This window comes from Allobosea sp. (assembly GCF_017308015.1).
Taxonomy (GTDB): Bacteria; Pseudomonadota; Alphaproteobacteria; order Rhizobiales; family Beijerinckiaceae; genus Allobosea.
In genome coordinates, this window is the sequence record NZ_JAFKFW010000037.1 from 20,252 (window position 1) to 40,654 (window position 20,403).

The following is a 20,403-nucleotide window of genomic DNA, read 5'->3' on the forward strand; positions in this document are numbered from 1 at the left end:
GATGGACGCATTCGCTGCCCTCCTCACCGGCTTCCAGGTCGCACTGACCCCGCTCAACCTCGCTGTGGCCTTCGCCGGCGTGGCACTCGGCACCGCCATCGGCGCGTTGCCGGGCATCGGCCCGATCAATGCGGTCGCCCTGCTGCTGCCGCTCTGCTTTGCGCTGAAACTGCCGCCCGAGACGGCGCTGATCCTGCTCGCCGGGCTGTATTACGGCAGCGGCTATGGCGGCCGCATCTCCTCGATCCTGCTCAACATCCCCGGCGACCCCGGGCTGGTGATGACCACGCTCGACGGCTATCCGCTCGCCAAATCCGGACGCGGAGCAGCCGCGCTGGCGATCAGCGGCATCGGCAGCTTCGTCGGCGGCACCAGCGCCGTCATCCTGATGACTTTCCTCGCCGTGCCGCTGACAAGGCTCGCGCTCTCCTTCGGTCCGGCCGATTATGTCGCGCTGATGGTGCTCTCGTTTGCGCTGCTCGGCACGATGAGCGAGGGCAAGGCGGTGAAGACCTGGATCGCGGTGGCGCTCGGTCTCCTGCTCGCCATGGTCGGCATCGATGGCGGCACCGGCGTCGAGCGCTTCACTTTCGGTTCGCTGGAACTGCTGGGTGGCATCGACTTCACCAGCCTGACGATCGGGCTCTTCGCCGTCGCCGAGATCCTCTTCCTGGCAGAAGGCATGATCAGCGGCGTGGTCTCCCGCACCGGCAGCGGCGCCCGGCTGACCTTCCGCGAAATCATCTACTGCATCCCGGCGATGCTGCGCGCGACAGGGCTTGGCTTCTTCCTCGGTGTATTGCCCGGCACCGGTGCCTCCGTCGCTTCGGCGATGGCCTACACCGCCGAGAAACGCATCTCGGACAAGGGTACGTTCGGGAAGGGCGATATGCGAGGCCTCGCCGCGCCAGAAACTGCCGACAACGCAGCGCAGACCGGCTCGATGGTGCCGATGCTGGCGCTCGGCATTCCCGGCTCCGGCACGACCGCCGTGATGCTCGGCGCCTTCATGATGTATTCGATCACGCCCGGCCCGCTGCTGTTCACGCAGCGCCCGGAGGTCGCCTGGGGCCTGATCGCCTCGATGTATATCGGCAACCTGATGCTGCTGGTGCTCAACCTGCCGCTGGTCGGACTGTTTGCGCGACTGCTGCTGGTACCGGCCTGGATTCTCTATCCCGGCATCCTCGCCCTGTCCTATGCGGGTGTCTACGCCGTATCGAACTCCGCCTTCGAGCTGATCATCACCACCGGCATAGGTGTCCTCGCCTATATCCTGCGCAAGGTCGGCATCCCGCTGATCCCGCTGATGCTGGCCTTCGTGCTCGCCCGGCTGCTGGAAGACAATTTTCGCCGGGCGCTGTCCTTGTCGGATGGCGGCTACGAGATTCTGTTCTCGACGCCGACCAGCATCGTGCTCTGGCTGCTGGCCATCGTCGCGATCGGCCTGCCATTGATCCGCAAGCCGAAGCTTCATCCAGCCGTGATCGGTGAGGCCGGATAGCCGGGCGCCCGAGCAGCGCCCGGAATCATGGTCAGATCGCGCGGGTGATGCCGCCGTCGACGCGCAGGTTCTGGCCGGTGATATAGGCCGCGTCCTTCGAGGCGAGGAAAGCGATCGTGCCGGCGATCTCGGCGCTGGTGCCGTAGCGCCGCATCGGCACGCCCTGCCGCCGCTCTTCCGTCGCCGGCAGGCTGTCGATCCAGCCCGGCAGGACGTTGTTCATGCGAATATTGTCGGCCGCATAGGCGTCGGCGAATATCTTGGTGAAGGAGGCAAGCCCCGCCCGGAACACCGCCGAAGTCGGGAACATCGCGCTCGGCTCGAAGGCCCAGGCGGTCGAGATGTTGATGATCGCGCCGGCTTTCTGCTTCTGCATGATCGGCGTCACCAGCCGCGTCGGGCGGATGGCGTTGAGCAGATAGGTGTCCATGCCGCGGTGCCAGTCTTCGTCGGTGATGTCGAGGATCGGCGCGCGCGGCCCGTGACCGGCGCTGTTGACGAGCACGTCGATACGGCCCCAGCGTTCCATCGCGAGATCCACCAGGCGCTTCAGGTCCTCGTTCGACTGGTTCGAGCCGGTGACGCCGACGCCGCCGAGTTCGGCAGCCAGCGCCTCGCCCTTGCCGGAGGAGGAGAGAATGCCGACTGCAAAGCCGTCCTGCGCCAGGCGCTTCGCCGCCGCCGCCCCCATGCCGCTGCCGCCCGCGGTGACCAGTGCCACTTTTTCTGCCGCCATTTCATCCTCCTGCTTCGGCCGGTTCCAACCTGAGACGTTCCTAGCATTCGGATCGGGGTGCGACGAAGCGGCCTCCTGCCGCTCAGCGAAAGAAATTTGCACCGGGCCCGCACGATTGCAGCGCTTCTTTCGGCCCATCTGCACTATCCCTTCGACACCCCGTGACGCGAGGCCGCTCCGATGCCCAAGCTCGATCTCGACGCCCTGCAATCCGAGATGACCGCATGGCGGCGTCATCTGCACACACATCCCGAATTCGGCTTCGAAGAGAAGCAGACGGCAGCCTTCGTCGCCGGGAAACTGCGCGAATTCGGCCTGGACGATGTCGTCGAGAACATCGGCGGCACCGGGGTCGTCGGCACGCTCAGGCGCGGTAGCGGCAACCGCGCCATCGCCTTGCGCGCCGATATGGATGCGCTGCGGATCACCGAGCAAGGCGAACACCCCTATCGCTCGCAAAAGCCCGGCGTGATGCATGCCTGCGGCCATGACGGCCATACCAGCATGCTGCTCGGGGCAGCCAAGCTGCTCGCGGAGGAAGGCGGCTTCGACGGCACCGTGCGCTTCCTCTTCCAGCCGGCCGAGGAATGGGGACGCGGGGCGCTCGCCATGCTCGACGACAGACTGATGGAGCGCTTCCCCTTCGACGAGATCTACGGCCTGCACAACATGCCGGGCCTCGCCATCGGGCAATTCCAGACGCGCGCCGGGTCGTTTATGTCGGCCGAGGACAATTTCGAGATCGTCCTGAACGGCGTCGGCGGACATGCCGCCAAGCCCCATGCCGGCCACGAGGTCCTCGTCGCCGCCTGCGCGCTCGTGATGCAGCTCCAGACCATCGTATCGCGCCGCCTGAGCCCGGCCGATATCGCCGTGCTCTCCGTCACCGAACTGCTGACGGACGGCACCCGCAACGTGCTGCCGGGAACGGCGCGCATCCTCGGGGACGCCCGCAGCTTCCGCCCCGAGGTCAGCGCCGAGATCGAGCGCCAGATGGGCATCATCGCGCGCGGCACCGCCGAGAGCTACAACCTGACCTGCGAGATGATCTACACGCGCGAATTCGTGCCGCTGGTGAATGACGCCGCGCTCTCGCTGGAGGCGCTCGCCGCCGCGCGGGCCGTGCTGAGCGATGACAACGTCGCGATCGCGAAAGAGCCGATGACGGGTTCGGAGGATTTCGCCCGCTTCCTGGAGCATGTCCCCGGCTGCTTCGCCTATGTCGGCAATGGCGAAGGCTCGGCGCCGCTGCACAACCCATCCTATGACTTCGATGATCGCGGCCTGATTCATGGCGCGCGTTTCCACGCCGCAATCGTCCGGCACAGGCTGCACGCCCGCTGAGCTTCAGACCCGCAAGAGACCAATCTTTCCCGCTGCCGCGTTTCCGGGGGAGGGTCTTGCAAACATCCCCTGATCTATGGAGCCAAACCCTACGCCGGCCGGCGTAGACATGAGCCTCATCCCGTCCAACCGACGTCGAACGGACTCATGTTTCAACACTCAGGCGCGCTTGCTCATGCGCGCTTCCCCCCCGGCACGCGGCCCGCAGCGCGCTCTTGCCGTTATCCTCCCAGATGCCGTGTCACACATCGCCTTCGACCCGGGTTGCGTCGGTCACGAAGCGGCTGGTCTCGAGGCTGCACGCCGCGCCGAAGCCTTGCCTGGAAGCCGCCCATGGCGCGCAGTTTAGCACGACGCCGGCAAAGCTCATTGACGCAGCGCAAATTCGCTGCTTCATTCGCATAAAGCATCAAGCAATGGAGTTGATGCATGAAAGGGATTGCCATGGCCCAGCCCGCCACCCCTGAGGCGTCTCCCTGGCTCGCCGCCGCCACCTCGGCCGCCGCAAGCTCGCGCAGCACGATTTTCGAGATGAGCCAGCAGGCCGAAAGCGCGGTGATCGACCCGCGCGATCCTGGCGGTTTTCCCTCCGCCTGGCGCCGCGCCGTCGCCGCCCGGATCGCGACCCTGAACGCCTTGCCGGAGCTGGCCACCCACTATCTCTCCGACGTGGCCGACGCGACGCTACGCGGCCTCGCCGATCCCGCCTACGCCGGACGCGATGACCGCGAGCGCGGCGTCATCACCTTCATGGATCGGGTCGCAACCCAGCCGCGCGACGTGCAGGCCGAGGAGATCGAGGCGCTCAAGGCGGCCGGCGTCGCCGAGGCTGACATCGTGCGGCTCTGCGAACTCAACGCCTTCATGAGCTATCAGTGCCGCGTCCTCGCCGGGCTCGCGGCTCTCAAGGGAGCCTCAGCATGAGCCGCGTCGTGCATCGCTTCACCCGCAACGTGCCGGAATGGCAGCCGCGGATCACCCCGGTGGATCTCTCCAAGGCGAACCCCGAGCAGCTCGACGCGCTGAAGGTCACGCCTTCCAACACCAAGGTCTCGGACTACGTGCTGGTACTGGCACATGACCCGGAAACACTGGCCGTGCGCTCGCCGCTGTTCAACGGCATCATGTACGATCCCGGCGGGTTGAGCCGGGCCGAGCGCGAACTCGGGGCGATCGGCGCCTCGATCGTCAACCGCTGCATCTTCTGCGCCGCCGTGCATGCCGCCCGTCACGCGCAGCTCAGCAAGGACACCGCCGTCACCGACGAATTGTTCGCCAATGGCGAGAAAGCCAAGCTCGGCCCGCGCGACCAGGCGATCTTCGATTATTCCGTCAAGCTCTCGCAATCGCCGCCGACCGTCACCGAGGCCGACACCGCCCGCCTGCGCGAGGCCGGGCTGAACGAGGCCGAGATCGTCGATCTCATTCTGTCCACGGCCCTGTTCGGCTGGGCCAACCGGCTGATGCACATCCTCGGCGATCCGGTTCGCAAAGACGGGTGAGATGAGCCGCCTCAAGATACTCGAGGCCTATCTGCAGGTCGCCTCGCTCGGCAGCGTCACGGCGGCAGCGAAGCATCTGGGCGTGTCCCAGCCTTCGGTCAGCCGCATGATCCAGGAGCTGGAGCGCGACCTCGGCCAGCCACTCTTCGAGCGTGTCGGCCAGCGGCTGGTGCTCACGCAGAAGGGCATGGTGCTGCGCGACGATGTCGAGCGGGCATTGGCCGGCTTCGTGAATCTGTGGGAACGCGCCCGCGAGGTGATCGGCGAGGCGGAGCCGCCCATCCGGATATCGGCCGTGTCCTCGCTCGCCTTCGGCCTGCTCACCGATGCCTGGAACGGGGCCGATGCACCCCGGCTCGCGATCGAGGTCGAGAACCCCGATCGCGTGCAGAACGCGGTGATCTCCGGCAACGCCCAGCTCGGCGCCACCAGCGCGCCCCTGCTGCATCGCGACCTCGCGCTCGAATGGCTGGGCACCGCGCCTTGCGTGCTCGCCGTGCCGGAGACCGATCCGCTCGCACAGAGCGAGGGGCCGATCGACCTCCAGGCCCTTTCCGGGCGGGACCTCGTCGGCATGTCCCTGCGCCGGGGTGTCCCGGCGCGCATCCGCGCAGCACTCAACGCGGCCGGCGTCGATGTCCGCGTCCGAATCCGCACGACCTCGACCATGAACGTATTGTCCTTCATCCGCGCCGGCGCCGGCATCGCCATCGTCGAGCCCCTGACGCTGACCGGCAACCCGACGCCCGGTATCCGCATTCTGCCGCTGGCGACGCCGATCCCCTATTGCTTCGGCGTCGTCACCGCGCGCGGCGTCACCATCTCCGACAAGGCCCGCGACCTGATCGCCGCGCTCAAGGCGACGGCCCAGAAGCGGCTCGCCGATTTCACCCTGATTCCACCCGAAGAGCACCAGACGCTCCTCGCCTCGCTGACCAAACAGGAGACGCGGCTGTGACGACGAACCAGGCCGGGTCGCCGGAAGGGCTGGCGGCGCTGAACCGGCGCGTCATCCGCGAACTCGAACTGCTGACCCTGCCGGCCGCGCCCTGGGTGCCGGAGCGGAGCGTGAACGGCGAACCGGTGCTCGACGTCGCGATCATCGGGGCCGGCATGGCCGGGCTCGCTGCGGCCGCGGCCTTCCGCAATATCGGCCTGCGCGCCGTCAATTTCGACCGGCGCCCACAGGGCTTCGAAGGGCCCTGGGCGACGACGGCGCGGATGGAGACGCTGCGCTCGCCCAAAACGCTGACCGGGCCGGCGCTCGGCATCCCCTCGCTGACCTTCCGCGCCTGGTACGAGGCACAGTTCGGCGCGGCCGACTGGGAGGCGCTCGACAAGATCCCGCGCCTGATGTGGATGGACTATCTGCGCTGGTTCCGCGAGGTTCTCGCTCTCGATGTCCGCAACGGCCATGAGATCGCGATGATCCATCCCGGCCCCGAGCATGCGACGCTGGAAATCGACGCCGCCGGCAGGCGCCAGCGCGTCCTCGCCCGCCATGTCGTGCTCGCAACCGGGCGCGACGGGCTCGGCGGCCCGGCCGTGCCGGAAATCGCGGAGAGCCTGCCGCGCGAGCGCTGGGCGCATTCCTCGGATGAGAACGACTATACGCAACTCCGTGGCAAGCGCGTCGCGGTGATCGGCGCCGGCGCCTCGGCGATGGACAGCGCCGGCACGGCGCTCGAAGCGGGCGCGGCCAGTGTCGACCTGCTGATCCGCCGCCGCGACATTCCCCGCATCAACCGCGGCAAGGGCATGGGCCATCCCGGCTCGACCGCCGGCTACCGCCATCTGCCCGATGCCTGGAAATGGCGGATCAACAGTTACATCGCTCGCGAGCAGGTGCCGCCGCCGCGCGCCAGCGTGCTGCGCGTCTCACGCCATCCCAACGCCTTCTTCCGGCAAGGAACCGCGCTGATCTCGGCCCGGATGGACGGCGACGAGATCGTGGTCGAGACCAGCGTGGGTATGATGCGCTTCGACTTCATGATCTTCTCGACCGGGTTCAAGGTCGACTGGGGCAGCAGGCCCTTCCTCAAGGAGATCGCGGCCAGCGCCCGCAACTGGGTCGATCGCGGCGTGCCCGAGGATGCCGAACCCAGCCTCGGCGCCATGCCCGATCTCGGGCCTGCCTTCGAGTTCCAGCCGAAGGTCCCCGGCACCTGCCCCGGGCTCGAGCGCATCCACTGCTTCTGCTATCCGGCGATGATGTCGCACGGCACAGTCTCCGGCGACATCCCCGCGATCAGCGACGGCGCAGAGCGGCTGTCACAGGCCATCGCCTCCAGCCTTTTCCGCGAGGATATCGAGGTTCACTTCCAGCGCGGCCAGGATTATGCCGAGCCGGAAATCTTCGGCGACGAGTGGGTCCCGATCCTGCCCGAACCCGCGAAGGTGCCAGTCTGATGCTCGGGTGGCTGCTCCAGCGCGTCGCGCAGGCGCTGCTCGTGATCTTCGCGATGTCCCTCGTGGTCTTCCTCGGGCTGCATGCCGTCGGCAACCCCGCCGACCTGCTGCTGGCGCCGGACGCGACGCAGATCGACCGGGCGGAACTCGTGGCCAGGCTCGGCCTCGACCGGCCGCTCTGGGAACAGTATCTGAACTTCGCGGGCAGCGCCCTGCAGGGCGATCTCGGCCGCAGCTTCGTCTACAACGTGCCCGCCGTGACGCTGATCCTGCAGCGCCTGCCGGCGACGCTGGAACTTGCTTTCGCCGCGATGGTCTTCGCGATCATCATCGGCGTGCCGCTTGGGCTCTATGCGGGGCTCCATCCCGAGCGCCTGCTGTCGAAACTGATCCAGACCGGGAGCATCCTCGGTTTCTCGCTGCCGACGTTCTGGGTCGGGCTGCTGCTGATCATGACCTTCAGCGTCTCGCTGGGCTGGCTGCCGGCGAGCGGACGCGGTGAGACAGTGCGCGTCTTCGGCGTCGAGTGGTCGTTCCTGACGCTGAACGGCTGGCGCCACCTGCTGCTGCCGGCGATCAACCTGTCGCTGTTCAAGGTCTCGCTGGTGATCCGGCTGACGCGGGCCGGTGTGCGCGAGGTGCTGCCGCTCGACTATGTCCGCTTCGCGCGGGCCAAGGGCCTGCGCCGCGGCCGGATCGTGATGATGCATATCCTGCGCAACATCATGATCCCGCTGGTCACCGTGCTCGGGCTCGAACTCGGCTCGACCATCGCCTTTGCGGTGGTGACCGAGAGCATCTTCGCCTGGCCGGGCTCGGGCAAGCTCATCCTCGACAGCATCAACGCGCTCGATCGGCCGGTGGTGATGGCTTACCTGCTGGTGGTGGTGACGCTCTTCGTCATCATCAACCTCATCGTCGACATTCTCTACCGCGTGCTCGACCCGCGCGTCCGCGAGGAGGCCTCGGCATGACCACGGTTCCCGCCGCCGCTTCGGCCCGCCGCCCGTCGAGCAGCGCGCTCCGCCGCTTCCTGCGCGCCCCTTCCGCGTGGATAGGACTCGGCCTGATGATCCTGCTCGTGATCGGAGCCGTATTCGCACCGCAGATCGCGCCGCAAAACCCGTTCGATCTCGCCGCCATCGACGTGCTCGACGCCCGGATGACGCCGGGTTCGGTCTCGTCGGGCGGAGACATCACCTATCTGCTCGGCACCGACGGGCAGGGGCGCGACCTGTTCTCGGCGATCCTCTACGGCCTCAGGACGAGCCTCACCGTCGGCGTCGGCTCGGCCGCGCTCGCCGGAATCATCGGCATCCTGCTCGGGCTGATCGCGGCCTGGAGCGGCGGCTTCGTCGACGCGCTGATCATGCGGCTCGTCGATCTCATCATGTCGCTACCCTCGATCCTGGTCGCACTTCTGATGCTGGCGCTGCTCGGCAAGGGCATCGGCAATGTCGTGCTGACGCTGGTCCTGCTGGAATGGGCCTATTACGCCCGCACGGCCCGCGCTCAGGCCCTGGTCGAGCGCAAGCGTGATTATTTCGAAGCCGCACGAGGCCTGGGCCTGCCGATCTCGCGCATCCTGTTGCGCCATGTCCTGCCCAATTGTCTGCCGCCGCTCCTGGTCATCGCCGCCCTGCAGGTCGCGCGAGCCATCACGCTGGAAGCGACCCTCTCCTTCCTCGGCCTCGGCGTCCCGGTCACGCAGCCCTCGCTCGGCCTGCTCATCGCCAACGGCTTCCAGTTCATGCTGTCCGGCGAATATTGGATCAGCTTCTTTCCCGGCCTGACGCTGCTGACAGCCATCGTCGCGATCAATCTCGTCGGCGATCGCCTGCGCGAAGTGCTCGACCCGAGGGCGCTGAAATGACCGCGCCGCTGCTCGAAGTCCGCAACCTGCGCACCCGCTTCCGCACCGATCGCGGCGATCTCGATGCCGTGCGCGACGTCTCATTCAGCTTGCGGGCCGGCGAGACGCTCGGCCTCGTCGGCGAGAGCGGCTCCGGCAAATCGGTCACCGGCTTCTCGATCATGGGATTGATCGACCCGCCCGGCCAGGTCGTCGGCGGCGAGATCCTGTTCCGGGGGCAGGATCTGACCAGACTCGACGAGGAGACAATGCGCTCCTTGCGCGGCAACCGCATCGCCATGGTCTTCCAGGACCCGATGATGACGCTGAACCCGGTGCTCCGGATCAGCACCCAGATGATCGAGACAATCCGGGCGCATGAGACGATCGACGACGTCGCGGCGCGCGCCCGGGCGCGGGACCTGCTCGGCGCCATGGGCATCCCGAGCCCGGAAGCCCGGCTCGACGCCTTTCCGCACCAGCTCTCCGGCGGCATGCGCCAGCGCGTCGCCATCGCCATTGCGCTGATCAACAAGCCCGACCTGATCATCGCGGACGAGCCGACCACCGCGCTCGACGTCTCCATCCAGGCACAGATTCTGGCCGAGGTGCAGCAACTGACGCGCGAGAGCGGCACCGCCCTGCTCTGGATCACGCACGACCTCTCGGTGATCGCAGGCATCGCCGACGAGATCGCGGTGATGTATGCCGGCCGCATCGTCGAGCAGGGCAGCGTCGACGCCGTGCTCGACCAGCCGAGCCACCCCTATACGGCCGGGCTGATCGGCAGCCTGCCAGGCGCGAGCGCGCCGGGCTCGATGCTGGTCCAGATTCCCGGCACGACACCCGACATGGTCGACCCGCCGCAAGGCTGTGCCTTCGGGCCGCGCTGCTCGCGCCGCGACGACATCTGCACCAGCCAACCCGCCTTCACGGTGGGCGCGCACCGCTTGCGCTGCTTCCATCCCCTGTCCGGCCTCGCCTCGGCCGCCGAGCTGCCGGCATGACGAAGACCTCCACCCCTGCCGCTCCGGCGCTGGAGACGCGCAAGCTGACCCGGCATTTCGGCCGCCCGGCCGGGCTTGCCGTCAAGCTGCACCTGGCGAAGCGCCAGCCAATCATCCGGGCGCTCGACGGCATCGACCTGACCATCCCGACCGGCGAGTTCGTCGGGCTTGTCGGCGAATCCGGCAGCGGCAAGTCGACGCTGGGCCGCATCGCCGCCGGCCTGCTGCCACCCAGCACCGGCGAAGTCGAAGTATTCGGGCGCACGCCCCAGGGCGACCGCTCGGTGCATCGCGACGTGCAACTGATCTTCCAGGATCCGCAGGCGAGCCTCAATCCGCGCATCCGCGTGGCCGAGGCGATCGGCGAGGCGCCGCTGGTCCATGGCATCGCCTCGCGCGCCGAGATCGACGACTATGTCTGCGCGCAGATGCGCCGGGCCGGGCTCGACCCCGCCTATCGCCAGCGCTTCCCGCACCAGTTTTCCGGCGGCCAGCGCCAACGCATCTCGATCGCGCGGGCGCTGGCGCTGCAGCCACGCTTCCTGGTCTGCGACGAATCCGTGGCGTCGCTCGACGTCTCGATCCAGGCGCAGATCCTCAACCTGTTCATGCAGCTCCGGCGCGAGCTCGACCTCACCTATCTCTTCATCAGCCACGACCTGCGCGTCGTCCAGCACATCGCCGACCGCGTCGTGATCATGTATCTCGGCCGCATCGTCGAGGATGCGCCGGCGGCCCGGTTCTTCGCCCATCCCAACCACCCCTATACGCAGGGCCTGCTGGCGGAGATTCCCGACCTGAAGCAGCGCAGGCGCGTCTATGCCCCGGTGAAGGGCGAAATCCCGAGCCCGGCCGCACCGCCGCCAGGCTGCCACTTCCACCCTCGCTGTCCGGCCGCCTTCGACCGCTGCCGGATCGAGCGCCCGGTCCTGCGCACGATCGCGCCGGGCCATCGTTCCGCCTGCCACCTCAACGACGCCTCCGCGGTTCCAGCCCGCGCGCAAACAGGAGAGATCGCATGACGACCAAACTGAGCACGTTCGCCCTCTCGGCTGCACTGAGCCTCGCGGCAGGCGCGGCCAGCGCAGAAGACCTGCGCATCGGCTTCGGCGATCCGGTCTCGGCAATCGACCCGCAGCTCAACAACCATGCCGGCGACCACTCGGTCTCGCAGCATTTCTGGTCGCGCCTCGTCGCGCAGAAGACCGAGGGCGGCGTGGTGCCCGACATCGCGGCATCCTGGAAGAACCTCTCGCCCAATACCTGGGAGTTCAAGCTGCGCGAGAACGCGGTCTGGACCGACGGCAAGCCGGTCACGGCCGAGGACGTCGCCTTCTCCTATGAGCGCGCCCAGGCCGTGCCAGGCTCCGTCGCCAGCTTCAAGGGCTTCCTGCGCAACGTGGCCAAGGTCGAGATCAAGGACCCGCATACGCTGATCATCACCAGCCGCGCGCCCGATCCGCTGCTGCCGATCAACATCTCCAGCGTCTATGTCGTCAGCAAGCATGTCGGCCAGACCGCCACGACGGACGATTACAACAGCGGCAAGGCGATGGTCACCGACGGCCCCTACGCCTTCGTCAGCTATACGCCCGGCGACCGCATCGAGATGAAGCGCAACGAGCGCTTCTGGGGCCCGAAACCCGAATGGGAGAAGGTCAACTACCGCTATATCGCCAATCCTGCGGCGCGCACCGCCGCCCTGCTCTCGGGCGATGTCGACGTGATCGACAAGGTCTCCTTCTCCGATATCGAGAAGCTGGAGAAGAATCCCAAGGTCAAGGTCTGGTCCTATCCGGGCCTGCGCGCGCTGATCATGCAGCCGAGCTTCAACCCGAACCCGTCGAAATTCCTCACCGACAAGGCCGGCAAGCCGCTCGACAAGAACCCGCTGCTCGACGTGCGCGTCCGCCAGGCACTCAACATCGCGATCAACCGCGAGGCGATCGCCGACCGAGTCGCGCGTGGCGGCGTCACGGTCGCGACGCAGTGGATGCCGGCCGGCAGTTTCGGCTACGATCCCGACCGCTCCAAGATCGACGTCGACCCCAACAAGGCCAAGGCCCTGCTGACCGAGGCCGGCTATCCCAACGGCTTCAAGCTGACCATGCATGTGCCAGGCGAACGCTACCCGCTGGCGCCCGAGACCGCGCAGGCGATCGCCCAGTTCTGGACCCGCATCGGCGTCGAGACGCAGGTCGAGGTCGTGCCCTTCTCGGTCTATTCCGGCGCGGCCAACAAGAACGAATATGCGATGAGCATGATCGGCTGGGGCAACGGCACCGGCGAGGGCACCTATGCGATGACCGCGATCCTCGCGACCGTCGATCCGGCCAAGGGTCTGGGCGCCTCGAACTGGGGCCGCTACAGCAACCCGAAGCTGGACGAGGCCCTCGCCAAGGCCGGCGCCGAGTTCGACGACGCCAGGCGCGAGGCGATCATCAAGGACGCGGTCAAGGTCGTGATGGACGATGTCGGGATCATGCCGCTGTACCACTACAAGAACATCTGGGCGAGCCGCCCGGACCTGAAGGTCGTGCCCTGGCACAGCGACCGCACGGTCGCGATGCAGGTCAGCAAGGCCAAGTAAGGACACTGCCATGCCCGCCGCCTTCTCGATCAGCCCTGCCGTCGATCTGATCGACGTGCCCCGTCGGATCGCCCTCGCCGGGCTGCCGGCGGGCGCGGAGGTGACCATCGCCGCGGAGACCCCGCGCGACGGCCATGTCTGGCGGGCTGAGGCTGTGTTCGCGGCGGGAGCAGACGGCAGCATCGACCTCGAACGCGATGCTCCCTTGCTGGGCGACTACGCGGGCGTCGCGGGAATGGGGCTGATCTGGGCGCAGACCGGTCAAGGCGAGCTGTTCCCGGCCGACCTGTCCCACCCGCTCGAAACAACGCTCACCGCCCGCATTGGCGGTGAGCACGCCGCTACCGGGCACTTCAGCCAGATCCTGATGGCGAAGGGCGTGACGCGGCACCCCGTCGCCGAAGACGGGGTGATCGGAACGCTGTTCCTGCCGGCCGATGCCGGCCCGCATCCCGCGATCATGATCCTCAACGGCTCGGGCGGCGGCATCAACGAGCCGCGCGCGGCACTCTGGGCTTCACACGGCGTGGCCGCGTTGGCGCTTGGCTATTTCGGCGCGCCCGGCCTGCCGAAATACATTTCGAACACGCCACTGGAATATTTCGCCCGTGGACTCGACTGGCTGCGGGCCAGGGTTCGCCCGCTGAACGATTTCATCGCCGTGGCCGGACAGTCACGCGGCGGCGAGCTCGCGCTGCTGCTCGGCGCCACCTTCCCAGACAAGGTCTCGGCGGTGCTGGGCTATGTGCCGAGCGCCTTCGTCCATAGTGGCCAGGCCGCAGCCGACCCGGCTCCGGGGCTCGGCCGCGACGGTCCCGGCTGGACGCTGGATGGCAACCCACTCGTCCATCAATGGCAGGACAACGCCACGGCGAGCTGGAAGCCTTACGATGAAGCGACCGACACGCGCCGCAATGCCGATGCGATGCTGACTGCACTCGGCGACCCCGCCGCCATGGCCCGCGCCCGTATCCCGGTCGAGCGGATCGCGGGGCCGGTCCTGCTGCTGTCCGGTGGCGACGACGGCGCCTGGCCTTCCGATCTCTATTCGCTGATCGTGCAGTCGAGCCTGCTCGCGGCCGGGCATCCGCACGAGGTTCTCTGGAAGAACTGGCCGGCGGCCGGGCATTCGATCCTGTTCCCGCATACACCGGCAACCCGCATCGCCCATCGACACCCGGTCAGCGGCATTGCCACGACGATGGGCGGCACGCCTGCCGCGAATGCCGGGGCCAATGTCGGCGCCTGGGAGACGGCGCTTGCCTTCGTCAGGCGCCATGGCGGGCAGGCAGGCTGAAGCGGCGGCAATCCGATCGGGCGGGGAAGTCCGGCGATCGGCTGGCCGACCGCCTGTTGTGTGCGGAAGAATTTTCGCGTCATGGTCGCGCTGACTTCGCGCCGGCGACACGCTATTGCTGTGCCGGCTTAACATACCTCGGCTCACCGGATCGCGAATGGTTTCTGTAGCGCTGAAGACGGTTTCGAAGACCTGGGGCGGCACCCCCGCCGTCGATGCCATCAGCTTTACCGTCGAGGGCGGCAAACTCGTCGCGCTGCTCGGCCCGTCCGGCTGCGGAAAGTCGACGACACTGCGGCTGATCGCCGGGCTGGAGGAGACCAGCAGCGGCACGATCGAGATCGGCGGGCGCGACGTCACCCATGCCTCGCCATCGCAACGCGGCATCGCCATGGTGTTTCAGAACTATGCGCTGTTCCCGCATCTGAGCGTGGCCGAGAACATCCTGTTCGGGCTCAAGGTCCGCAAGGTCTCGCGCGCCGAGCGCGACGAGCGCCTCGCCCGCGCCGCTTCGATCCTCGGCCTCTCCGCCCTGCTCGAACGCAAGCCCTCGCAGCTCTCCGGCGGCCAGCAGCAGCGCGTTGCGCTCGGCCGCGCCATCGTCGCGGAAGCCCCCGTCTGCCTGATGGACGAGCCGCTCTCCAATCTCGACGCCCAGTTGCGCGTCGAGATGCGCCGCGAGATCCGCGAATTGCAGCAGCGGCTCGGCATGACCATGGTCTATGTCACGCATGATCAGGTCGAGGCGATGACCATGGCCGATCAGGTTGTGCTGATGCGCAACGGCCGGATCGAGCAGGATGCCCCGCCGGACGTGCTCTACGAGAACCCGGCGACGATCTTCGCGGCCCGCTTCGTCGGCACGCCGCCGATGAACGTGGTGCCGCTCGCGACCGTGCACGCGCGCGGCGGCACGCTGATCCCGCCACCGGACATCGACCCGGCCGCTCTCGCCGTCGGAATCCGTCCGGAAATGGTCGAGATCACCGAACGCGGCGTCGCCGCCGATGTCGTCGCCGTCGAATATCTCGGCTCCGACACGCTGCTCGAAACCCGCATCGACGGCCATTCCTTCATCGTCAAGCGCCCCGGCAAGGTGCGAGCCACAGGCGGCGAACAGATCTACATCACGTTGTCACAATCGGCGCTGCACTGGTTCGACCAAGCGTCGGAACGGAAGGTGGTTCGCAACTGAACCTGCCAGAGCGTCGGACGTGCGGACCATCCCAACAAGGGAGAGAGGACATTATGGACAGGCGTGAATTTCTCGGCGGCACGGCCGCCCTTGCGGGCGCGACCGCCCTGCCCGGCATCGCCCGCGCGCAGAGCGCAACCGAGCTCTCCTTCTTCTACCCCGTCGCCGTCGGCGGGCCGATCACCAAGCTGATCGACGCCTATGCCGCCGGCTTCGAGAAGGATAACCCTTCCGTCAAGCTGAAGCCGATCTATGCCGGCACCTATCAGGAAACCATCGTCAAGGCGCTCACCGCCCACAAGAGCGGCACGCCGCCGGCACTCTCGGTGCTGCTCTCGACCGACATGTTCACGCTGATCGACGAAGAGGCGATCGTGCCCTTCGACGATTTCATCAAGACCGACGAGGACAAGAAGTGGCTCGCCAGCTTCTATCCCGGCTTCATGGAGAACAGCCAGACCGGCGGCAAGACCTGGGGTATCCCGTTCCAGCGCTCCACGGTGGTGCTCTACTGGAACAAGGACCTGTTCAAGGAAGCCGGCCTCGACCCCGAGAAGCCGCCGAAGACCTGGGCCGAGCAGGTCGAGTTCGCGCAGAAGCTGACCAAGCGCGACGCCGCCGGCAACACCACGCAATGGGGTATCCAGATCCCCTCCTCCGGCTTCCCCTACTGGCTCTTCCAGGGTCTCACGACGCAGGCCGGCGCGATCCTCGCCAACAGCGCCGGCGACAAGACCGACTATGCCAATCCGGGCGTGGTCGAGGCGTTGCAGTACTGGGTGGACCTGTCGCAGAAGCACAAGGTTCATCCGCCCGGTATCGTCGAATGGGGCACCACGCCGCGCGACTTCTTCGAGAAGAAGGTCGCGATGATGTGGACCACCACAGGCAACCTGACCAATGTCCGCGCCAACGCCAAGTTCCCCTTTGGGGTCGCGGTGCTGCCGGCCGGCAAGAAGCCGGGCAGCCCGACCGGCGGTGGCAACTTCTACCTCTCCAAGAAGGCGACCAGGGCCGAGCAGGAAGCCGCCTTCAAGTTCGTGCGCTGGATCACCACGCCCGAACGCGCGGCGCAGTGGAGCGCCGAGACCGGCTATGTCGGCGTGACGCCGGCCGCTTACGAGACAGAGGCGATGAAGAAATATGTCGCCGACTTCCCGCAGGCGATCGTCGCACGCGACCAGCTTTCGAGCGCGGTGGCCGAGCTTTCGACCCACGAGAACCAGCGCGTCACCAAGGCGCTGAACGACGGGTTGCAGGCAGCGCTGACCGGCACCAAGGCGCCGCAGAAGGCGATGGAGGACGCGCAGGCAGAGGCCGAGCGCATCCTCAAGGCCTATCGCTGATCCTGCCCAGATGACGAACCGCGCGACCGCGACGATCCATGGCTGGCTGCTCCTGCTGCCGGCCATGGCTTGCCTGGCCCTGTTCACGCACTGGCCCGCGGTCGCGAGCTTCATCGAGAGCTTCTACTCGACCCCGAAGGCGCGCCGCCCGGCGCGCTTCATCGGGCTCGAGAACTACCAGCAGATGCTTGCCGACCCGATCTTCTGGAAGGCGATGAGCAACAATCTCTGGTTCGCGCTCGGCACCATCCCGACCTCGATCGCGCTGGCGCTGCTGATGGCAGTCTGGGTCAATGACAGGATCGCGGGCCGCACACTCGTCCGCATGGCCTATTTCACCCCGACGATCCTGCCGATGATCGCGGTCGCCAATATCTGGCTGTTCTTCTACACGCCGCAATATGGACTGCTGGAACAGATCACCGGCCTGTTCGGGGCGCGCTCGACGAACTGGCTGGGCTCGCAGGACACCGCGCTCTACGCCATCACCGTCGTCGCGATCTGGAAGGAAGCGGGCTTCTTCATGATCTTCTACCTCGCGGCGCTGCAGGCGATCCCGCCCAGCCTCGGCGAGGCCGCGGCGATCGAGGGCGCCTCGCGCTGGACCTACTTCCGGCGCATCCAGTTCCCGCTCCTGATGCCGACGACGCTGTTCGTGCTGATCAACGCCGTGATCAACGCCTTCCGCATGGTCGACCATGTCTTCGTGATGACGCGCGGCGGCCCGGACAATGCGACGACGCTGCTGCTCTTCTACATCTATCAGGTTGGCTTCGGCTTCTGGGACACGGCCTATGCGGCGACGCTGACCTGCGTGCTGCTGGCACTGCTCGCGCTCGTCGCCTTCGTCCAGTACGGCTGGCTCGAACGCAGGACGCATTATCAATGAGCGCCCCGACGCAACCCGCTCCGGCCGCGACGCGCAGCGACCCTTACGCGCCGAAGGGCCTGTCGCTGACGCTGGAATCGACCGGCGCGATCCTGCTTGCGCTGCTCTGGGTACTGCCGCTCGCCTATGCCGTCTGGGCGGCATTTCACCCGGCCGAATACACCACGCGCTTCGTGCTGACCGCGCCATTGACGCTCGACAATTTCACGCGCGCCTGGGCGGCGGCGCCCTTCGCGCGCTATTTCCTCAACACCTTCATCCTGGTCACCCTGATCCTTGTCTTCCAGATCGTGCTGGGGACTCTCGCGGCCTATGCGCTGGCCCGGCAGGATTTCTGGGGCCGCGACGTCGCCTTCGTGCTGATCCTGGCGCAGCTCATGATCATGCCGGACGCGCTGATCGTCGAGAACTACCGCACGCTCGCCAAGCTCAACCTGATCGACACGATCCCGGCCATCGCCCTGCCCTATATCGCTTCGGCCTTCGGCATCTTCCTGCTACGGCAGACCTTCAAGACCGTGCCGAAGGAGCTGGACGACGCCGCCCGTGTCGAGGGCGCAAGCCCGCTGCAGGTGCTCATGCGGGTCTATGTGCCGCTGGCGAAGCCGACCTATGTCGCCTATGGCCTCGTCTCGGTCAGCTATCACTGGAACAACTTCCTCTGGCCGCTGCTCGTCACGAACTCGGTGGAGTCGCGCCCGTTGACCGTCGGCCTCCAGGTCTTCTCCTCGGCCGACCAGGGCATCGACTGGGCCGTGATCTGCGCGGCGACGCTGATGACCTCGGCACCGCTGCTCGTCGGCTTCCTGCTGTTCCAGCGCCAGTTCGTGCAGAGCTTCATGCGCGCCGGCATCAAGTAACGGCGCTCCGATGAAGCTGATCACCTGGAACATCCAGTGGGCCCGCGGCGTCGACGACAAGGTCGACCCGCACCGCATCATCCATCATGCCCGGCAGATGGCGGATTTCGACGTGCTCTGCCTGCAGGAAGTCGCGGCCAATTTCCCCGATCTCGACGGCAATGACCGTACCGACCAGTTCGCGCTGTTCAGCGGATTGCTGCCCGGTTTCACCGCGATCGAGGCTGTTGGCGTCGATGTTTCGGACGGGGCAGGCGGCCGCAAGCGCTTCGGCAATCTCGTCCTGTCGCGCTTGCCGGTGGCGCAGGCACTGCGTCACACCCTGCCCTGGGAGGCGGCGGCGACACGCAACATGCCGCGCGTGCTGGTCGAGGCGATGGTCCAGACGCCCTTCGGTCCGGTCCGGGTGATGACGACCCACCTGGAATATTCCTCGCCCGTCCTCCGCGCCGCGCAGGTCGAAGGCATCCGGCAGATCCACCGCACGGCTGCGGCGCGGCAGGCGACGCCACGCCAGCCCGGCCCCCACACCTATGCGCCAACGCCAAACGCGGCGAGTGCGATCCTGACCGGCGATTTCAACATGCGCCCCGATGATGCCGGGATGGCGCAACTGCTCGCACCGTTCGCGGGCGACGTGCCGCCGCTGGTCGATCTCTGGGCAGTGTTGAAGGACAAAGAGCCGCATCCGCCCTCCGCCTTCATCTGCGACCAGACCTATGGCCCGCCCGGCTGCCTTGACTATGTGCTGGCGACACCGGACCTCGCAGAGCGGGCGCGCTCCATCACCTACGACATCGAGACGCGGGCTTCGGACCACCAGCCGATCCTGGTGGAGTTCGATCTGGGATGATCTTCACCCGGCAGGATCACGAGCGGCTCGACGCCATTCTTCGCGAGACGGCGAGGCGCGAGGTGATGCCGCGTTTCCGCCGATTGGCGGATGGCGATATCTGGGTCAAGCAGAGCCCGGTCGATGTCGTTACGGAAGCCGACGAGGCCGCAGAGCGCGTCATCTGCGCCGAATTGGCCAAGGCCTTTCCGGGCGCGGCGCTGATCGGCGAAGAGGCGGTGACGCAGGACCCATCCCTCCTCTCGAAGCTTACCGAGGCGGAGCTCGCCTTCGTCATCGACCCGATCGACGGCACGCTGAACTATGCCAGCGACCTATCGCTCTTCGCCGTGATGGCCGCTGCCATCGTTCGGGGCGAGGTCGTCGCCGCCGTGATTCATGAACCGACGGCCGAGGACAGCGCCATGGCCCTGCGCGGAGAAGGCGCGTGGATGCGTTATACAGACGACACCAGCCGCGACCTGCGCGTCGCCCCGGCTGTCGCGACCGGGCAGATGAACGGCATGGCTGGCTGGCAGTATTTTCCCGAGCCACTGCGTAGCACGCTTCCCGGTCGCTTCCCGGCCTTCCTCGAAGTCGGCTCATTGCGTTGCTGCGGACACGAATACCGGCTGGCCGCGGCAGGGCGCCTGCAATTCCTGCTCTACGGCGTGCTCAATCCCTGGGACCATGCGCCGGGCGTATTGCTCTACAGCGAGGCTGGCGGCCATGCGCGCCTGCTCAATGGCCGGCCCTATGCGCCGACAGAGCGCCCCGCCGGCCTGCTCTGCGCGCCCGACGAGGCGAGCTGGCGGGAGATCAGGTCGATCCTGCTGGACTGAACGGCAACTGCCGCTCAGTCATCCTCATCGCGCTGGCGCGAGCCGTCCGCGAGGATCTCGCGTTTTCCGGCGTGGTTTGCTGGTCCTACGATGCCCTCGTTCTCCATGCGCTCCATGATGGATGCGGCGCGGTTGTAGCCGATCTGGAGGCGGCGCTGGATGTAGGAGGTCGAAGCCTTCTTGTCGCGCAGCACGACC

At 67.1% G+C, this 20,403-nt stretch carries 20 protein-coding genes; 18 read left to right on the forward strand and 2 right to left on the reverse strand.

The window, feature by feature from the left end; translation table 11 throughout:
• The first annotated feature begins 1 nt into the window (after window position 1).
• Entirely contained in the window at window positions 2-1,504 is a 1,503-nt protein-coding gene (locus J0I42_RS22480) for a tripartite tricarboxylate transporter permease (protein WP_291658235.1), read from the forward strand.
• Between the two features lie 31 nt (window positions 1,505-1,535).
• On the opposite strand, the gene J0I42_RS22485 is transcribed toward J0I42_RS22480, so the two are convergent.
• Window positions 1,536-2,240 carry an SDR family oxidoreductase gene (locus J0I42_RS22485; protein WP_291658237.1) on the reverse strand — a complete coding sequence of 235 codons (705 nt, stop codon included), beginning with the start codon at window positions 2,238-2,240 and terminating at the stop codon, window positions 1,536-1,538.
• Between the two features lie 180 nt (window positions 2,241-2,420).
• Between J0I42_RS22485 and J0I42_RS22490 the strand changes: the two genes are divergently transcribed.
• The 17 genes from J0I42_RS22490 (at window position 2,421) to J0I42_RS22570 (ending at window position 20,205) form a co-directional block, all read left to right on the forward strand.
• Complete coding sequence (locus J0I42_RS22490) at window positions 2,421-3,584, forward strand: M20 aminoacylase family protein (RefSeq protein ID WP_291658239.1); 1,164 nt, start codon at window positions 2,421-2,423, stop codon at window positions 3,582-3,584.
• 429 nt (window positions 3,585-4,013) lie between these two features.
• Complete coding sequence (locus J0I42_RS22495; RefSeq protein ID WP_291658240.1) at window positions 4,014-4,508, forward strand: hypothetical protein; 495 nt, start codon at window positions 4,014-4,016, stop codon at window positions 4,506-4,508.
• Window positions 4,505-5,086, forward strand: a complete 582-nt coding sequence (locus J0I42_RS22500; RefSeq protein ID WP_291658241.1) for a peroxidase-related enzyme — start codon at window positions 4,505-4,507, stop codon at window positions 5,084-5,086. The genes J0I42_RS22495 and J0I42_RS22500 overlap by 4 nt, the downstream gene beginning before the upstream one ends.
• Before the next feature lies 1 nt (window position 5,087).
• Window positions 5,088-6,044, forward strand: coding sequence for a LysR family transcriptional regulator (locus J0I42_RS22505; RefSeq protein ID WP_291658243.1), 957 nt, complete (start codon window positions 5,088-5,090; stop codon window positions 6,042-6,044).
• The gene (locus J0I42_RS22510; RefSeq protein ID WP_291658245.1) at window positions 6,041-7,495 is read left to right on the forward strand and encodes a flavin-containing monooxygenase; all 1,455 of its coding nucleotides are present in this window, start codon (window positions 6,041-6,043) and stop codon (window positions 7,493-7,495) included. Before J0I42_RS22505 ends, J0I42_RS22510 begins: the two co-directional genes overlap by 4 nt.
• Entirely contained in the window at window positions 7,495-8,469 is a 975-nt protein-coding gene (locus J0I42_RS22515) for an ABC transporter permease (RefSeq protein WP_291658247.1), read from the forward strand. Before J0I42_RS22510 ends, J0I42_RS22515 begins: the two co-directional genes overlap by 1 nt.
• Window positions 8,466-9,368 carry an ABC transporter permease gene (locus J0I42_RS22520; protein WP_291658249.1) on the forward strand — a complete coding sequence of 301 codons (903 nt, stop codon included), beginning with the start codon at window positions 8,466-8,468 and terminating at the stop codon, window positions 9,366-9,368. The genes J0I42_RS22515 and J0I42_RS22520 overlap by 4 nt, the downstream gene beginning before the upstream one ends.
• Window positions 9,365-10,354, forward strand: coding sequence for an ABC transporter ATP-binding protein (locus tag J0I42_RS22525; protein ID WP_291658250.1), 990 nt, complete (start codon window positions 9,365-9,367; stop codon window positions 10,352-10,354). Before J0I42_RS22520 ends, J0I42_RS22525 begins: the two co-directional genes overlap by 4 nt.
• The gene (locus tag J0I42_RS22530) at window positions 10,351-11,376 is read left to right on the forward strand and encodes an ABC transporter ATP-binding protein (protein ID WP_291658251.1); all 1,026 of its coding nucleotides are present in this window, start codon (window positions 10,351-10,353) and stop codon (window positions 11,374-11,376) included. Before J0I42_RS22525 ends, J0I42_RS22530 begins: the two co-directional genes overlap by 4 nt.
• Window positions 11,373-12,944, forward strand: a complete 1,572-nt coding sequence (locus J0I42_RS22535; RefSeq protein WP_291658252.1) for an ABC transporter substrate-binding protein — start codon at window positions 11,373-11,375, stop codon at window positions 12,942-12,944. The genes J0I42_RS22530 and J0I42_RS22535 overlap by 4 nt, the downstream gene beginning before the upstream one ends.
• Window positions 12,945-12,954: 10 nt before the next feature.
• Window positions 12,955-14,241 (forward strand): acyl-CoA thioester hydrolase/BAAT C-terminal domain-containing protein, encoded by a 1,287-nt coding sequence (locus tag J0I42_RS22540; protein WP_291658254.1) that lies wholly within the window; start codon window positions 12,955-12,957, stop codon window positions 14,239-14,241.
• 157 nt (window positions 14,242-14,398) lie between these two features.
• On the forward strand, window positions 14,399-15,436 hold the full coding sequence (locus J0I42_RS22545; RefSeq protein ID WP_291658256.1) for an ABC transporter ATP-binding protein: 1,038 nt from the start codon (window positions 14,399-14,401) through the stop codon (window positions 15,434-15,436).
• 53 nt (window positions 15,437-15,489) lie between these two features.
• A complete protein-coding gene (locus J0I42_RS22550) occupies window positions 15,490-16,782 on the forward strand; it encodes an ABC transporter substrate-binding protein (protein WP_291658257.1) in 1,293 nt (430 codons plus the stop codon).
• 10 nt (window positions 16,783-16,792) lie between these two features.
• A complete protein-coding gene (locus J0I42_RS22555) occupies window positions 16,793-17,671 on the forward strand; it encodes a carbohydrate ABC transporter permease (protein ID WP_291658258.1) in 879 nt (292 codons plus the stop codon).
• Window positions 17,668-18,531 carry a carbohydrate ABC transporter permease gene (locus tag J0I42_RS22560; protein WP_291658260.1) on the forward strand — a complete coding sequence of 288 codons (864 nt, stop codon included), beginning with the start codon at window positions 17,668-17,670 and terminating at the stop codon, window positions 18,529-18,531. The genes J0I42_RS22555 and J0I42_RS22560 overlap by 4 nt, the downstream gene beginning before the upstream one ends.
• A 10-nt stretch (window positions 18,532-18,541) precedes the next feature.
• Entirely contained in the window at window positions 18,542-19,384 is an 843-nt protein-coding gene (locus J0I42_RS22565; RefSeq protein ID WP_291658262.1) for an endonuclease/exonuclease/phosphatase family protein, read from the forward strand.
• Complete coding sequence (locus J0I42_RS22570) at window positions 19,381-20,205, forward strand: inositol monophosphatase family protein (RefSeq protein WP_291658264.1); 825 nt, start codon at window positions 19,381-19,383, stop codon at window positions 20,203-20,205. The genes J0I42_RS22565 and J0I42_RS22570 overlap by 4 nt, the downstream gene beginning before the upstream one ends.
• A gap of 14 nt (window positions 20,206-20,219) precedes the next feature.
• Here J0I42_RS22570 and J0I42_RS22575 read toward each other — a convergent pair.
• Window positions 20,220-20,403, reverse strand: a 184-nt coding sequence (locus tag J0I42_RS22575) for a DNA translocase FtsK (protein ID WP_291658266.1), incomplete at its 5' end; no start/stop codon positions are given.

Excerpts from the sequence above, each read along its gene's own strand:
- J0I42_RS22480 (WP_291658235.1), top strand. The coding sequence starts at position 2 with ATGGACGCATTCGCTGCCCTCCTCACCGGCTTCCAGGTCGCACTGACC.
- J0I42_RS22485 (WP_291658237.1), bottom strand. The coding sequence starts at position 2,240 with ATGGCGGCAGAAAAAGTGGCACTGGTCACCGCGGGCGGCAGCGGCATG.
- J0I42_RS22490 (WP_291658239.1), top strand. The coding sequence starts at position 2,421 with ATGCCCAAGCTCGATCTCGACGCCCTGCAATCCGAGATGACCGCATGG.
- J0I42_RS22495 (WP_291658240.1), top strand. The coding sequence starts at position 4,014 with ATGAAAGGGATTGCCATGGCCCAGCCCGCCACCCCTGAGGCGTCTCCC.
- J0I42_RS22500 (WP_291658241.1), top strand. The coding sequence starts at position 4,505 with ATGAGCCGCGTCGTGCATCGCTTCACCCGCAACGTGCCGGAATGGCAG.
- J0I42_RS22505 (WP_291658243.1), top strand. The coding sequence starts at position 5,088 with ATGAGCCGCCTCAAGATACTCGAGGCCTATCTGCAGGTCGCCTCGCTC.
- J0I42_RS22515 (WP_291658247.1), top strand. The coding sequence starts at position 7,495 with ATGCTCGGGTGGCTGCTCCAGCGCGTCGCGCAGGCGCTGCTCGTGATC.
- J0I42_RS22520 (WP_291658249.1), top strand. The coding sequence starts at position 8,466 with ATGACCACGGTTCCCGCCGCCGCTTCGGCCCGCCGCCCGTCGAGCAGC.
- J0I42_RS22525 (WP_291658250.1), top strand. The coding sequence starts at position 9,365 with ATGACCGCGCCGCTGCTCGAAGTCCGCAACCTGCGCACCCGCTTCCGC.
- J0I42_RS22530 (WP_291658251.1), top strand. The coding sequence starts at position 10,351 with ATGACGAAGACCTCCACCCCTGCCGCTCCGGCGCTGGAGACGCGCAAG.
- J0I42_RS22535 (WP_291658252.1), top strand. The coding sequence starts at position 11,373 with ATGACGACCAAACTGAGCACGTTCGCCCTCTCGGCTGCACTGAGCCTC.
- J0I42_RS22540 (WP_291658254.1), top strand. The coding sequence starts at position 12,955 with ATGCCCGCCGCCTTCTCGATCAGCCCTGCCGTCGATCTGATCGACGTG.
- J0I42_RS22545 (WP_291658256.1), top strand. The coding sequence starts at position 14,399 with ATGGTTTCTGTAGCGCTGAAGACGGTTTCGAAGACCTGGGGCGGCACC.
- J0I42_RS22550 (WP_291658257.1), top strand. The coding sequence starts at position 15,490 with ATGGACAGGCGTGAATTTCTCGGCGGCACGGCCGCCCTTGCGGGCGCG.
- J0I42_RS22555 (WP_291658258.1), top strand. The coding sequence starts at position 16,793 with ATGACGAACCGCGCGACCGCGACGATCCATGGCTGGCTGCTCCTGCTG.
- J0I42_RS22560 (WP_291658260.1), top strand. The coding sequence starts at position 17,668 with ATGAGCGCCCCGACGCAACCCGCTCCGGCCGCGACGCGCAGCGACCCT.
- J0I42_RS22565 (WP_291658262.1), top strand. The coding sequence starts at position 18,542 with ATGAAGCTGATCACCTGGAACATCCAGTGGGCCCGCGGCGTCGACGAC.
- J0I42_RS22570 (WP_291658264.1), top strand. The coding sequence starts at position 19,381 with ATGATCTTCACCCGGCAGGATCACGAGCGGCTCGACGCCATTCTTCGC.